This window comes from Lysinibacillus sp. NPDC086135 (assembly GCF_044746345.1).
Lineage (GTDB): Bacteria > Bacillota > Bacilli > Bacillales_A > Planococcaceae > Lysinibacillus.
Window position 1 is genome coordinate 157,840 of record NZ_JBIVCA010000002.1, and the last position, 14,346, is coordinate 172,185.

Genomic DNA, 14,346 nt, shown 5'->3' on the forward strand with positions numbered 1-14,346 from the left:
ACTTTTGTAAGATAATGATATAGAAAAGAGAAAGTTCTTTCGCAGCATCTAAAAACAGTAGTTACTCAACGTATGATCTAAAAGTATGACTCCTTCAAATATTAGTTTTTTAAAACATAAAAGCACTTTGCTTTAGACAAAGTGCTTTCATAATAAATTATTTTAATTTCATCATACTTGATCCGGCAATACCAGGATGTGTCATCTCATAAGGATCCAGAATTAAATCTAATTGTTCTTTCGTTAGTACGCCTTCTTCAATGCAAAGTTCACGAATTGAACGACCAGATAAAATTGCTTCACGCGCAATTCGTGCAGCTACCTCATAGCCAATATGCGGGTTTACTGCTGTTAACACACCAACGCTTTTTTCCACATATTCTTTCATACGGTCTTCGTTTGCTTCAATATCCTTCAAGCAATTTTGTGTAAATGCTCGGAACACATTATTCATAATGCTAATAGATTGAATTAAGTTAAAGACAAGCACAGGCTCCATAACGTTTAATTCTAATTGCCCTGCTTCAGATGCTAAAGAAATAGTATGGTCATTACCAATTACTTGGAATGCCACTTGGTTAAGAACCTCTGGCATAACAGGATTTACTTTCCCTGGCATAATAGAAGATCCAGGTTGACGAGCTGGTAAAATGATTTCCCCTAGCCCCGCACGTGGACCAGATGCCATTAAACGAAGGTCATTCGCGATTTTCGATATATTAATCATACAGATTTTTAATGCGCCTGATACTTCTGTATAAGCATCTGTATTTTGTGTTGCATCCACAAGGTGTGTAGCGCCTTTAAGCGGCAATCCTGAAATTTCAGCAAGATGTACATCAACTGATTGAATATAGTCAGGGAATGCATTTAATCCTGTACCAACAGCTGTTGCTCCCATATTTACATCATATAAATTTGGGCGAGTTTGACGAATACGCACAATATCACGAGTGATAACACGGCAATATGCTTCAAATTCTTGTCCTAATCGAATCGGTACAGCGTCTTGTAAATGCGTACGACCCATTTTAATAACATGCGCGAATTGCTCCGCTTTTTGGTGGAACACTGCTTGCATGTTTTCCATTGTAAGAAGTAGTTCATCTATCAAATTCAACACAGCAATATGAATAGCTGTTGGGAAAGCATCGTTTGTTGATTGTGACATATTAACATGGCTGTTTGGGCTAATTGATTTATAGTCCCCTTTTTCTTTGCCCAAAATCTCTAAGGCACGGTTAGCAATAACCTCGTTGGCATTCATATTAATAGAAGTGCCAGCTCCACCTTGGATTGGGTCAACGATAAATTCAGCATCCCATTCGCCATCAATAACTTCTTGTGCAGCCTCGACAATTGCATCTCCGATTTCTGTTGAAAGTAGGTGTACTTCCATATTACTCAAAGCAGCTGCTTTTTTTACAATACCCATTGCTTTAATAAGAGCAGGGTGAATTGTATATCCTGTAATCGGGAAGTTTTCAGTAGCACGAAGCGTTTGAATCCCGTAATAAGCATTGCTTGGTAATGCACGTTCACCTAAAAAGTCTTTTTCTATACGTTGTGTGGACATAATTGTCGTCTCCTTTTATGTAATACTCACACTTGATAGTAGCTAATTAATGCAGTAATGTAAACAGTCATTTGTCTGGAAAATGAAAATTTCACAAACTAAGCGCTACTATTAACATTAATGACCAGTAAATACAGCTTATAAAAGAAGATTTGATGAAGAGATTAAGCAATTGAACAGTACGTTGTAGACATCATTCGAACAGACTAAGTAAAGATCTCAAGCGAGTTGAACCAAACTAGTCAACTCGCTTGAAAATTGCGCCCAAACACGCTTAATTATAATACATGTTTCATTTATAGCTGTTAATAAAGTTTTAAGAAATACTCCATCTGCTATACATTTCTCATTAAATAAAAAGTTATTACTTCAGTTAATTCTTATTGATTAGAAGAAACTGTAAAACGGCTGTTAACATGCTTCGGATTTTCAATTTCATCTAATACCGCAACGGCATAATCTGCATAACTAACATAACTTTCACCAGCAGCATTTACTAATAAATGATCTTCTCCAGTTGTATAGCTACCTGTACGTGGACCTTCTGGATCAAAGAAAGCAGATGGGCTTAAAAATGTCCAAGTAATAGTTGATTGTTGTAAGTCACGTAGATTTTCACCTTGGTTTTTAGCTGTCGCATAAAACATTTCTGGAAAATCTGGTGTATCCATTACTCGAACAGTTTTTTCTGGGTCTACAAAAAGACTACCCGCACCACCGACAACAAATAATTTTGTATGAATACCAGTGAAAATATCAATTAAATGACGGCCAGTTTTCACATGTAATTCCTCCTGACCAAAAGGAGCTCCAAATGCATTTACGACTACGTCAAAGCCTTTCACATCTTCTTGAGCTAATTCAAATACATCCTTTTCAATTACTGGCATATTTGCTGTTATTTTCGAAGCTGAACGAACAATCGCAGTGACATCATGACCACGTTGTAGTGCCTCCTCTACAATTTTTTGTCCTGCTTTCCCTGTTGCACCAATTACTGCTATTTTCATACTTATAATTCCTCCTATTTTTCATTTGTAACTATTTAAGTTACAGGTTAGATACAAAAGACCGACTTCGTTGATTTTAACGAAGTTGATCTAGCACATCCTGTAAAGTTTGTGCTTGTAGTTGTTCTTCCATTGCATGCCAAACAGATGTATAAACACCCTCCAATGTCCGTTGGATTTTTCGACCAACCGCACATGCTGGATTTGGCTCATCATGAATCGCAAAAAGCTGCTCTGGTCCATCAATCGCATGGTAAATGGCTAATAGCGTTAAATCTTTTGGCTCCACTAATAGATCATAGCCTGCAATTCCTGGTTGTGACGAAAGCAAGCCTGCTTTTTTAAGCACCCCGATCATTCGTCGCACGACAACTGGATTTGTATTTACACTACCTGCGATGAAATCAGACGTCAGCTGGCTATTATCAGATGTTGTTGCAATGAGCGAAAGTATATGGATCGCTACCGAATATCGACTGTTCACCATATGTATCACCACCTGTTGTAACTATTATAGTTACAGGATTAAATAAAAACAAGCAAATTGCTCTATTTGCACCTGTATTTATTTTTTACCGTTATCAGAGTATTATACGATAATTATAATTGCTTTACGTAAATAACTAATTCTTGTCGTTTTTCTCCATCTTCCTCATAAAAGTCTAAGTTATGAAAATCATACTTAAAATGGCCAACTGGAAACGTCACACTTTCTCCTTGTGCCGCAGCCAATATGCCTGCCACATCATGTGACACCATTTGCAAAAGCTCTGTACCTAAAACCGAATCTACAAAGATCACGTTCATAATAAAACACCTCCTCAGCTATTATAGCTTAGAAGGCGCTTACATTTATAGTCTTTCTTTATAACGTTTCAGGCGAATTTCCTCAACGACTTGCATCATTTTATGTATTTGCTCCTGTGTTAATTTTGTAGAGATGTGTGGTAGCTCATGTTGATGAATAAATTCCTCTTGTTGTTGAGGAGTATTGGTCAGCAATTTCGTCCTTAAACGCTGCTCACACCCTTTTCCGTCTATTTGAAAAATCAACGATCTCCTCACATCATTCACCTCTAAATTTTTATTAGGACTTCCAGATTAAAACTTATATCGGTAAAATTTTCATGAATTTAAATATCCTTCATATAAAGTGCTTAGGGATTTAGCTTTAAAATAAATTAAGTATCTCTCTTTTGGCGGTAGTATCCTGCGATTTGTTGGTTCTATCTGTCGATTGGGTGGTTCTTTCCGTCATTCTGATCTCTATCCGTCGCTTGGCCTCTGCTTTCAACGCTTGAACGGTTCTTTCCACGACTTCGGCCCTTCTATCCACGATTCTGTTGGTTCTATCCACGACTTCAACTCTTCTATCTATCACATTGCACTTTCTATTCGACGCTCTAATCTCTTTCCGTCGCTCGGCCAGTTCTTTCCGTCACTCTAATCTCTATCCATCACTTCGCCTCCGCTATCCGTCACTCTGATCTCTTCCCGTCACTTTGCCTCTGCTTTCCGTCACTCGGCTGGTTTTTCCCGTCACTTTGCCTCTACTTCCCCTTCGCTCTGGCTACTATTCCTCACTCCGCCAGTTCTTCCGTTGCCCCATCTATTCTACTCGAACGCTTCGTCGTTAGTTTGTTTTAAAAAAACAGCAACCAAAACGGCTGCTGCTTCAGTTTAAACGGCAATTGGAGCTTTAATTGTCGGGTGTGGATCATAGCCCTCAATAGAAAGATCTTCGAGTTCTATGTCAAAGATTGACGTTTTATTTGGATTAATTTTTAAGGTTGGTAGGTCCTTAGGCTCGCGCGAAAGCTGTTCTTTTACTTGCTCCACGTGATTTAAATATATATGAGCATCCCCAATGCTATGAATAAATTCGCCAACTTCTAAACCACATTCATGTGCAATTAAATGTGTCAGTAATGCATATGAGGCAATATTAAATGGACAGCCTAATAATGTATCAAGGCTTCTTTGCATTAGCTGACAGCTTAATTTTCCATTTGCGACATAAAATTGGAACATCACGTGACAAGGAGGTAATGCAGCTTTACTACCTTTTGCTCCTGCATTGATAACATCTTCTGGATTCCATGCATTGACAATAATGCGTCGTGAATCTGGATTGTGTTTGATTTGATCGATTACATCTTGTAATTGATCGATTCTTTCCCCCGTTGATGTTGTCCAATTACGCCATTGCTTGCCATAAACATTACCTAGCTCTCCGTATTTACGTGCAAATTCATCGTCTGTTAAAATACGCTCACAAAATGAAGCTAACTCTTTTTTGTAGTCAGCATTGAAAGACTCGTCCACTAAGCAACGACGACCAAAGTCTGTCATATCAGGACCTGAATATTCATCGGACTCAACCCATTTTTTAAAAGCCCATTCATCCCAAATATGATTATTATTTTGCAGTAAATAACGAATATTTGTGTCCCCTTTAATGAACCAAAGTAGTTCACTTGCTACAAGTTTAAATGGTACACGTTTAGTCGTTAAAAGAGGAAAGCCCTCGCTTAAATCAAATCGCATTTGATAGCCAAATACACTATATGTACCAGTACCTGTTCGATCTTCCCTTTTAACGCCACTCTCTAATATATGTTGTAGTAAATTTAAGTACGCGATTTCTGGATGCGCCATGTTAATCAACAGCTCCTTCATGTATGCTGTTGACCATTATAACATCTAGGACGTCCAAAAATAAAAACAATATTTACATATCTGAGCCAAAGAAATTGTTTTCTAGCTCTTTTGAGATTTCACTCTCAATTGTGAAAAAAAACGTTGGTAACAAAATAATATTAAATAAAATCGGAACGATAATCAGTAAAAGATCCATCCCTGGGGTAAAATAGACACTAAAAGCAGTCAGTAACCCGGATATGACTAGAAATACAATTTGCACACCGATAATCAATAACGGAATGATTTGGTACATATAGTTAAGCTTTCGGAACTGATGCATGTTTTCTGGATCTTCTATAATTTTCTTTTTTAAACGTCTTGATAAAAATATACAGGCGAAAAGCTGTGCAATAATAAAGCTAAAATAAATAACACTATGTAGAACCATTTGCCCTTTCATAACCGTGCCATTAAAATGTCCGACCCGCTGCTGTAGTAGGTTGTTGACCGCTCCCTCATAAACATATTCCTGCTTACTAAAATTAGTGGGCGGTTCCACAAAGCCGAGCGTTGCCCAATCCTTTGAGTTGGCTTCCCAGTCGATTAATTTGCTTACCAAAATGCGTAATTGAATAGCATCATTTTCACCAAACATCCCTACTAAAAAAGTATATGGTATCGCTACCTTCATTTGCCCATTTTGTTTTTCATTAATTAAATCTTTAATGGAAAAAGTATACGTAACATCTGTCTGGTGAGCTTCATAACGAGCATCCCCGATCTTCCAATGACTTTCTAAGGAAGATTCAATATTATTCTTCATCTCAGCATACGGCGTATCTTTATGTAAATGCTTAGGAATCTTATAGACAAAACGATTGTCACCCCCAATAATGCAAACATCAACTTTCACCGCATCATTCTCAAAGTCCTTAGCGATTATTGTCATCGGGTACGACATTATGCCGACTAGAAAAAAAAGGATTAGTGGCAATCCTTTCTTTTTCATGCAACGCTCCTCCTTTTCGTCACATATGCTAGATTTACACTATCATAGGCTACACCGAAAAAACTATTTCGTTTTTCCGAAAAAGCAATAGTGGTTTTCCGAAACACCTTATTTCGGTATTCCAAAATTACCAAAAATTATGGATAATAAATAGGTAATTAAGATGGAAATGGGGTAATATTATCATGCAAATAATTGAGAGAAAACGATGAGTAAATGGATATATAGTATTTTCATAACCTACCTACTCCTAGGTATTTATGTGCTCGTAGTGGCAATGCGAATCCCTTTACTTGGTATTTCAGTGGACACAACTAGCCAAAAACCAGTCATAACTGAGTTCTATTACTCAACATGGGCACAGCAAAATAACATTGAAAAAGGCGATATGTTACTGACAATTGATGGCATTCCTGCAGAAAATGTTCGTTCAATCCAACTCGATTCTATCGTTAGAAGTGCTAAGGAACTAACGTTTATGAAGACTAATGGTGATTTTCATTCGGTTAAAGTTAAGCATAAAGATAATCCGGAAGAATTTTATTTGCAAATTATTTTTCCGCTGTTTTATTTTGTCCTATCTTTAGGTGTTGCCATCTATTTATGGCAAAGAAATAAAGATAATCAACTAACTAGTCTACTAACATTATTTTTATTAACTTGTTCTTTGACCTATATAAGTTGCGGGGCATCGAGTAGAGGAAATTTAATTGGAGAAGCAGTAATAAGTATTGGTATCGTATTATGCATATTACTTTTTATTCACTTTTTACAATTTTACTTCCGATACCTACATCTAGAATGGCTGTACCTCAATACCAAATGGCTTTATTTATTACTACTATTTATACCTTGCTGTAATTTCATAATGAGGATTAATTCTGATTTTCGGGTAATAACAGCATTAATTTATTTAGCGATATTTGCTGTTCTTGTTCTTTATGCCATCTATATTTTACTAACGAGTTATTTACGAACTAAACTGGCAAAAATCCGTCTGATCACCATTGCATTTATCACGCCTTTTTTGCCATTTTTATTATTTTTCGTTATACCCGAAATTTTAGGTCAAAACCCTATTTTACATGCTGAGGTAGCTGCATTATTTTTATTGTTTATTCCTTTTTCTTTTATTTTCATTCAAGTGAACGAACGATTATTCGATATTGAATATCAATTATCTCGTTTGCGCTATTATTCAACACTTGCTTTTTTTAGTGCATTAATCTTAACTACAGGCATTACCATATTGGTTATAGATACATTATCGATTATTCAAATTACGAGCGTCTTTATCCTTATATTCCTCGTTATCATTGCTAGCTTTTATATAAAGGAGCAGCTTGATTTTAAGTATCGAAAGATTATTTTTTCATCTACTGGTAATTATGTACATAATTTATATGCTGCCGTAAATCGTATGGGTAAGGCAAAAGATCAGCAAGAATTATTGGAGCAATTCAAATATGAGATAACAGAAAAGCTTGGTACTACAGCTTTTACGATTACAACACTAACGGAAGATGTGCCCATCTCTCGCGGTGAAGTCAACATAGTGAATAACATGACGCACCTGTTATTACATGATTCAGGTGAAGAGAAAATCATGTTAATCATTCGACATGCATTACAAAAAGAAGAGCTTCTTTGGTTAGAATTACTTGCGCTCTATGTTTCAATGTTTATTGATAATTTAAAGCTCATTGAAGATTTAATAAGTGAAATAAGGCTTATGAAGGATAGCAATGATACCCAGCTTCCTTGGCTCGATAAATTATTATGGAATATCATTGAAAAGGAAAAAAGTATTTTAGCGCAAGAATTACATGACACTATATTACAGGAACAACTTCATTTAGGAAGAGAGTTAGATGTAATTGCTAGTTCGCCTATTATCAAAAAAGACAAGGTATTAGATATTCGAGAGCAATTGCTAAATGCATCGAAGGATTTACGTGAGTATTGTGAGAATCTAAGCCCTCCATTACTGGATACATTTGGGCTTCAAATCGCCTTAAAAAAACTGATTCAAAAGGTAAAAATACGTGCCGATTTTTTATTAAACGCCCAAATAGAACGCGTCCAATTTCAGGATGCAACCTTACATTTAGTCGTCTATCGACTTGTGCAGGAGCTTTTAAATAATGCGATTAAGCATGCCGAGGCAACTGAAGTATCACTAAAACTACAAGTGATCAATTGCGGCTTTATCCTACAATACGAAGATAATGGTATTGGCTGTGATATTGAAGATTTAATGCAATCTTCCGCTTCAATGGGCATGAACGGGATTCGAGAACGAGTTCGTGCTTTTAATGGCGACATCACGATAACCTCCAGTCATAATGAAGGAATGCAAATTTTTATTCAAATACAAGAGGACGTGGAATCATATGATTGATATTCTTATTGTAGATGACCATCCTGTCGTTTTAGATGGTACAAAAACATTATTACAGGATTTAACAAATGTCCAAATAGACACAGAGCAGGATAGTGCCGCTGTTCTGTCTAGAATGGACGCTCAAGCTTTTCGATTATTTTTAATCGATATAAATATGAAGCCAGTCAACGGTATCCAGCTTTCGGAAATGATTAAGAAAAAGCAACCAGAAGCACTCATTATACTCTACACAGGCTATGAGCTTTCCGATTATTACGAATTACTTATTGAAAAAAAGGTCGATGGATTATTATCAAAGCTTGCCACGAAACAGCAAGTTATTCAAACCATTGAAGCCGCACTAAGAGGCGAGATCCTGCTAGCGGCTGATTTTTTAGATTTTGTACAGCAGCGCATCAATTTGCCAAATACGCAGCAAGAGATTTTACTAAGCGACAAGGAGCAAGAAATATTACAGCTTGTCGCACAAGGTTGTACGAATAAAGCAATTGCTTCAGCCATTGGGGTCACGCAGCGCACCGTTGAAAACTATTTATCCAAACTTTTTGTCAAACTAAACGTAGAATCACGCGCTGAGGCAGTCATTGTCGCTAAAGAGAAGGCATGGATCAACTAATTATGTTGAAAATAGATTTAATGTAAATTTTTTCTTACAAAAAGCGGAATATACTGGATAAATATCTGGTACTGTTATATAATAAAAACAATAATTACATTACTTCATCTTAACCGTTAAAATCACGTATTCAAAAGTAATACGAGCTTTTGAATACGTGATTTTTTTCAAGCGATCGAAGCAATATGATTGTTTAATTTTTTTGGGAGGTTGTTCACATGACACAAGGTACAGTAAAATGGTTTAACGCGGAAAAAGGTTTTGGCTTTATCGAAGTAGAAGGTGGAAATGATGTATTCGTACACTTCTCTGCCATTCAATCAGATGGCTTTAAAACTTTAGAAGAAGGCCAAAAAGTAGAATTTGGCGTAGAAGAAGGTAACCGCGGACCACAAGCAACTAATGTTGTAAAGCTTTAATTTCAGCTTTAGAATAAACAGTGCAAAATTCAAGAGACATCCAAATTATGGATGTCTCTTTTTTACGGTTATTTTATTTGTACAGCTTCACATTTTGAAATAGTCAACGTTCCAATATAAAACGGATAAAACAAGAGCACTGCAGAAAGAATTAGTCTTTGTACGGGTGCAGGCATATCTCCCTGATAAGTAATCGGATATACACTAACAAAGATAAAAGTGAATAGCGCTGTATAGGGTAGCCACAAAATTGTTGCCCATTAGACCAATCGACAATGCGCTATCCACTTAAATGAAGCTAATATAGCACAATAGTTGCTACAACAAAACCAACTCCATGTACAAGTAATGCGATCATTTCGAAATATTGACCTTCCCACCCTGTGAGACTCACAATGCTTAATAATTTACTTGCATTTCATGAGAAATACAGAACATTAGCCCATTCAACATGTTCACTACATTCCATTTACAACATCCTTACGCGTAAGAATGTAAACCTGCAATGACTAAATTTACAAATACTTGATTAAACACGATAATGCCAAAGCCAATAATCGCTAACCAAGCTGTCCTTTCCCCTTCCCACCCTTTGGAAAGACGGAAATGAAGGAACGCTGCATAAAATAAAAATGTAATAAGTGCCCACACTTCTTTAGGGTCCCAGCCCCAATACCTACTCCAGGCAATTTGTGCCCAAATCATGGCAAACAAAAGTCCACCTAAAGCAAACAATGGAAAACCTATCACAACAGCTCGATATGTAATTTCATCCATTAATGTTGGTTGTACACGATTTGTTAATGGCTTTAATAAAACAATTAACGGTTTTCTCGTAATGAGGAAAATTACTGCATATAAAATTGTACCGACGATAAATGCCCATACGATTGAATTTAATTTCTTCGCATCTATCTTATTTGTAATCTGTAAAAGGCCGACCTGATCCCCACTAGTTGTTACTGCATCTTTATTGACAATTAACGGTGTCATCGTATAAACGGCTGTTTCCACCTTATCTAGCTTATTTTCAAATTGAACCTCGACTTTATCTACCGCTATGTCAAAATATGTGGCAACAACTATAAAGCCAATCACAACAACTAAATAATACAGAACAATTTCTAAGAATAGTGTACTTAGCGAGAATTTAGAAACATCTAATGTTCTTAATAAATAAATAATACCGGTTGCGAACGAAATCGATAAAATAGCACTTGAAAATGCAACTGTCATAACATGAATCGTTAACCAATTGCTTTGCAGTGATGGAACAAGTGGTGAAACCGTTTTTGTAAAAACGCTTCCATAACCGAGAATAATTAATGACACAGGGATGGTAAACAAACCTACAACAATTTGCTTATATAAAAAATGAATGATTAAATAGCTACCAGTTAGCATGATACCAAAGAACGTCATAAACTCATACATATTACTTACAGGTGCATGATCAACAGCAATCCACCTTAATATGAAATACACTAGTTGTAAAGCAAAAGCAATATATGTAAGTAAAAGCCCGACTTTCCCAAACATCTTTCCTTTTGATTTCACGGCAAGTCCAATCGGTATAATAGCGATCAGTAGTAAAATAAATGCCACGAACAATGAATTACTACTTAAACTTAATAATGATTCTTTACTCAATGCAACATCCTCCAATGTATTTTTTGGGAAACCGCATAATTACTCCCAATAAAAAAACGTGATTCATTAAAATAAGTGCCATCATTCCCCTTTAAATAACATTACTTTTCGGAATTGTTACAATTTTGTGGCGTAAAACATCAGAAAAGACGTCCTCATATCAAAAAACCATCTATACAATCCGATAGATGGGGAATTACAAAAGTTGGCACCATTCTACCTACATCTTACTAAAAATTGAAATAATAGTCTATTTCTTTTTAGGTTAATATGTGACAATAAATATGCGCAAATGTTACATAACGTTATGTGAGACAAATGGAGGTATACCATGAAACAAAATATATATGACCATCCGGAATTTTTCCATCAATATAAAAAGCTCCGTCAAGCACCCTATAACTACAATAACTTGCTTGAACAACCAGCGTTAAAATCCTTACTTCCTAATTTAACTAATTTACAAATACTTGATATTGGCTGTGGAATGGGACAATTTGCATACTATTGTATAGAAAATAACGCACAGCATGTAACAGCTATTGATGTTTCAGAAAATATGCTGGCAATCGCTCAATGTGAACATGCTCATCCGCATATAGACTATTATTTGCGAGCGATAGAAGATTATCAGGCAGCTCCTGACAGCTTTGATTGTATAACAAGCTCTCTTTCCTTACATTATATAAAGGATTTTAGTGCAGTCATTGGTAAAATCGCTAAAATGCTTCGTCCTGGTAGCAATTTTATTTTTTCTGTAGAGCATCCGATTGTTACTGCTCGTAAAACAACGGAGGATAATTGGCTTTATGATGACAGCGGCAATAGGAGCCATTACACAATTGATAATTACCATGATGAAGGTTTGCGTGAGCGGACATGGCTTGTGGATGGTGTTGTTAAATATCACCGTAGCATTTCTACAATCATCAATACATTGATCGAACATAACTTGACGATAGAAAAAATGCTAGAGCCGATTCCTAATTTAGAGGCTGTTGAAAAACTGCCTTCCTTAGAAAATGAGCATCGTAAACCTTCCTTTTTATTAATAAGAGCAAGAAAATAACTTTTCAAGTCTCGTAGCCGTAACTCTACTGCGAGACTTGCCTTTGTCTATGCTTTACTTAAATTTCACAAAAATAATTTCTGGGTCACCATCATCTAAATTTTCAATATACCCACTTTTTATAAATCCCGCCATTTCAAATACCTTATGCATACTAGTATTTGATTGGTTAGTAGAAGAAAAGATTTTTGGAGTGGCCGCCATTTCTACATAAAAATTTAATAATGTTGTGGCAATGCCCTTTCTTCTCTCAGTTGGTTTGATAATAACTAATGAGATGAAGCTATTGTCAAAAAAATCATTTGTAAAAATGAGAAAACCCGCAATACCTTTTTCAGTTTGTTGAATGATACATCGTTTTTCGTTAATAGCTGTACGCAAATAGTCCCTTCGCGAAAAATCTCCAATTACTTCTTGATCAATTGCACATATTTCATCGAAATGCTCTATACGTGCTTCCAGCAAGTTTTTCATTCTGCCACCTCATTTCTTTTTTAGACGAGAAATTTTTTAATATTAAGTAGATTCCTTCCTCTTACAAGTACAGCATTTCTATTCAAGCGTTTCTCTAATATTTTTACTTAAGTAATAACTCATCACTTTAATCTCAGCCCTAAACCCTTTTGCCAGCCTTCCTTCATCGACAAATCCGCACTTTTTATAAAGTGACTGTGCAGCAGTATTCGGCAAATTAACCCCTAACACAAGCTCATTGATATAAGGAAAATGCGTCAAAACAAAGTCCGGCAAAAGTTGTAATGCTGCTTTCGCATAGCCTTTCCCTTGTTCATAAAAGTCTGTCGAAAAGGCACGGATTAAAACCGCCTGTTCGTTAGAGGAATATGGCTTGACACCCTCATGTTCATGCAATACAAAGAATGTTACGAGCCTGTCTTCATCTAATACAAGAACGGCATGACGATTTTTATCCTGCTTCACTAGTTCAATGCTCTCTTTCGGAGACATCGTATAGCGAAGCTGCTCCTCTGTAATCGTATATCGTTCAATTAAATGATCATCTTTTTCTTCATAAAATTTTAATCTCATCAAAGCTCTCCTTTTCATCTTTAATCCTAGTAATCTATCTCATTAATCTTCCCTTATGGATCAAAAATACGCCCTTAGTACTGTTTTAAATTGTTCTTGGCAGAGTTTACTTTAAATAAATTACAAATATAATGTATTCTAACATGATTTACAATTTTATTGTGGAGTATATGTAAATTTTGGAATTATTAGAGAGAGCTTCAAAGCGGAAAGAAACTGCCATGCTCATTCTCGAAGAATTAGAACTACTAGAAAAATGGAATACAATTGGTCAAGCTTATGTTGTCGGTGCTACAGTGTATGATTTACTAGTGGATCAAGATATCGATATCGAAACATTTTTTGTTTGTCCGAATGCAGCGGAAGCCATGTCGATATTAGCGGACTTAACTGGCAATCCGAAGGTTTTAGAATTAAAGTATTGTAATTATTTAGAAACACCATCTCATGGTTACTATTTTAAAATACAAAACATGCCCCATTAGAAATTTGGAATATTGATATAAACACGAAAAGGTTCTCTATCAAGGGATTTAATATCGTTAATGAACGACTTCTTAACAATAGAGAGTCGAAAGTATATTTTAAATATTAAAGAAGAACTACTAAAGAAATCCATAGTACTTCCTTCGATTTATGTATATGAGGCAGTGTTAGATGTCACAGATGAGACCCTGTAGCGAAGCAAATGTTTTCTGTGTGAAAGTGTAGTGCTAACGTAGCGTCAGCAACAATTTTTTTCTGTGCGAAAGCGCAGCGTCAGCTACAAAGCGCCCAGTTGGAGCGGAAATCAACTCCACATTATGGAGATAAGCATTTAAAAACAATTGTTTCTACTAATTACCAAAAATGCTACTATAATGATATCTAAACTAAAGGAGTTGGGCATATGAGCGCAGAGAT

General features: G+C 35.9%; 15 protein-coding genes. 5 read left to right on the forward strand and 10 right to left on the reverse strand.

Annotation, left to right across the window (positions count from 1 at the left end; translation table 11 throughout):
* Window positions 1–157: 157 nt before the first annotated feature.
* The 7 genes from aspA to ACIPKN_RS03700 form a co-directional block, all read right to left on the reverse strand.
* The gene (gene aspA, locus ACIPKN_RS03670; protein WP_400933497.1) at window positions 158–1,576 is read right to left on the reverse strand and encodes an aspartate ammonia-lyase; all 1,419 of its coding nucleotides are present in this window, start codon (window positions 1,574–1,576) and stop codon (window positions 158–160) included.
* A gap of 380 nt (window positions 1,577–1,956) precedes the next feature.
* On the reverse strand, window positions 1,957–2,586 hold the full coding sequence (locus ACIPKN_RS03675; protein WP_400933499.1) for an NAD(P)-dependent oxidoreductase: 630 nt from the start codon (window positions 2,584–2,586) through the stop codon (window positions 1,957–1,959).
* A gap of 76 nt (window positions 2,587–2,662) precedes the next feature.
* On the reverse strand, window positions 2,663–3,073 hold the full coding sequence (locus tag ACIPKN_RS03680; RefSeq protein WP_142507971.1) for an Rrf2 family transcriptional regulator: 411 nt from the start codon (window positions 3,071–3,073) through the stop codon (window positions 2,663–2,665).
* 113 nt (window positions 3,074–3,186) lie between these two features.
* Entirely contained in the window at window positions 3,187–3,393 is a 207-nt protein-coding gene (locus tag ACIPKN_RS03685) for a thymidylate synthase (protein WP_400933502.1), read from the reverse strand.
* 45 nt (window positions 3,394–3,438) lie between these two features.
* Window positions 3,439–3,639 (reverse strand): hypothetical protein, encoded by a 201-nt coding sequence (locus ACIPKN_RS03690; protein WP_142507969.1) that lies wholly within the window; start codon window positions 3,637–3,639, stop codon window positions 3,439–3,441.
* A 627-nt stretch (window positions 3,640–4,266) separates the two neighbouring features.
* A complete protein-coding gene (locus ACIPKN_RS03695; protein ID WP_323657365.1) occupies window positions 4,267–5,244 on the reverse strand; it encodes a thymidylate synthase in 978 nt (325 codons plus the stop codon).
* A gap of 73 nt (window positions 5,245–5,317) precedes the next feature.
* Window positions 5,318–6,238: a hypothetical protein gene (locus ACIPKN_RS03700; protein ID WP_400933505.1), complete on the reverse strand. Its 921-nt coding sequence runs from the start codon at window positions 6,236–6,238 to the stop codon at window positions 5,318–5,320.
* A gap of 208 nt (window positions 6,239–6,446) precedes the next feature.
* Between ACIPKN_RS03700 and ACIPKN_RS03705 the strand changes: the two genes are divergently transcribed.
* The 3 genes from ACIPKN_RS03705 (at window position 6,447) to ACIPKN_RS03715 (ending at window position 9,677) form a co-directional block, all read left to right on the forward strand.
* The gene (locus tag ACIPKN_RS03705; RefSeq protein WP_400933507.1) at window positions 6,447–8,639 is read left to right on the forward strand and encodes a sensor histidine kinase; all 2,193 of its coding nucleotides are present in this window, start codon (window positions 6,447–6,449) and stop codon (window positions 8,637–8,639) included.
* The gene (locus tag ACIPKN_RS03710; RefSeq protein WP_142507965.1) at window positions 8,632–9,258 is read left to right on the forward strand and encodes a response regulator transcription factor; all 627 of its coding nucleotides are present in this window, start codon (window positions 8,632–8,634) and stop codon (window positions 9,256–9,258) included. The genes ACIPKN_RS03705 and ACIPKN_RS03710 overlap by 8 nt, the downstream gene beginning before the upstream one ends.
* Window positions 9,259–9,476: 218 nt before the next feature.
* Window positions 9,477–9,677 (forward strand): cold-shock protein, encoded by a 201-nt coding sequence (locus tag ACIPKN_RS03715; RefSeq protein ID WP_053592785.1) that lies wholly within the window; start codon window positions 9,477–9,479, stop codon window positions 9,675–9,677.
* 480 nt (window positions 9,678–10,157) lie between these two features.
* Here the strand turns inward: ACIPKN_RS03715 and ccsB are convergent, their stop codons facing one another.
* Window positions 10,158–11,327, reverse strand: coding sequence for a c-type cytochrome biogenesis protein CcsB (gene ccsB / locus ACIPKN_RS03720; RefSeq protein ID WP_400933511.1), 1,170 nt, complete (start codon window positions 11,325–11,327; stop codon window positions 10,158–10,160).
* A 331-nt stretch (window positions 11,328–11,658) separates the two neighbouring features.
* Between ccsB and ACIPKN_RS03725 the strand changes: the two genes are divergently transcribed.
* The gene (locus ACIPKN_RS03725; RefSeq protein WP_400933513.1) at window positions 11,659–12,396 is read left to right on the forward strand and encodes a class I SAM-dependent methyltransferase; all 738 of its coding nucleotides are present in this window, start codon (window positions 11,659–11,661) and stop codon (window positions 12,394–12,396) included.
* Window positions 12,397–12,450: 54 nt separating this feature from the next.
* On the opposite strand, the gene ACIPKN_RS03730 is transcribed toward ACIPKN_RS03725, so the two are convergent.
* Together ACIPKN_RS03730 and ACIPKN_RS03735 are read right to left on the reverse strand one after the other, a co-directional pair.
* The gene (locus tag ACIPKN_RS03730; protein ID WP_400933515.1) at window positions 12,451–12,870 is read right to left on the reverse strand and encodes a GNAT family N-acetyltransferase; all 420 of its coding nucleotides are present in this window, start codon (window positions 12,868–12,870) and stop codon (window positions 12,451–12,453) included.
* A gap of 78 nt (window positions 12,871–12,948) precedes the next feature.
* Window positions 12,949–13,443 carry a GNAT family N-acetyltransferase gene (locus tag ACIPKN_RS03735; protein ID WP_400933517.1) on the reverse strand — a complete coding sequence of 165 codons (495 nt, stop codon included), beginning with the start codon at window positions 13,441–13,443 and terminating at the stop codon, window positions 12,949–12,951.
* A 179-nt stretch (window positions 13,444–13,622) separates the two neighbouring features.
* Between ACIPKN_RS03735 and ACIPKN_RS03740 the strand changes: the two genes are divergently transcribed.
* A complete protein-coding gene (locus ACIPKN_RS03740) occupies window positions 13,623–13,928 on the forward strand; it encodes a hypothetical protein (RefSeq protein ID WP_400933519.1) in 306 nt (101 codons plus the stop codon).
* The last annotated feature ends 418 nt before the right edge of the window (window positions 13,929–14,346 follow it).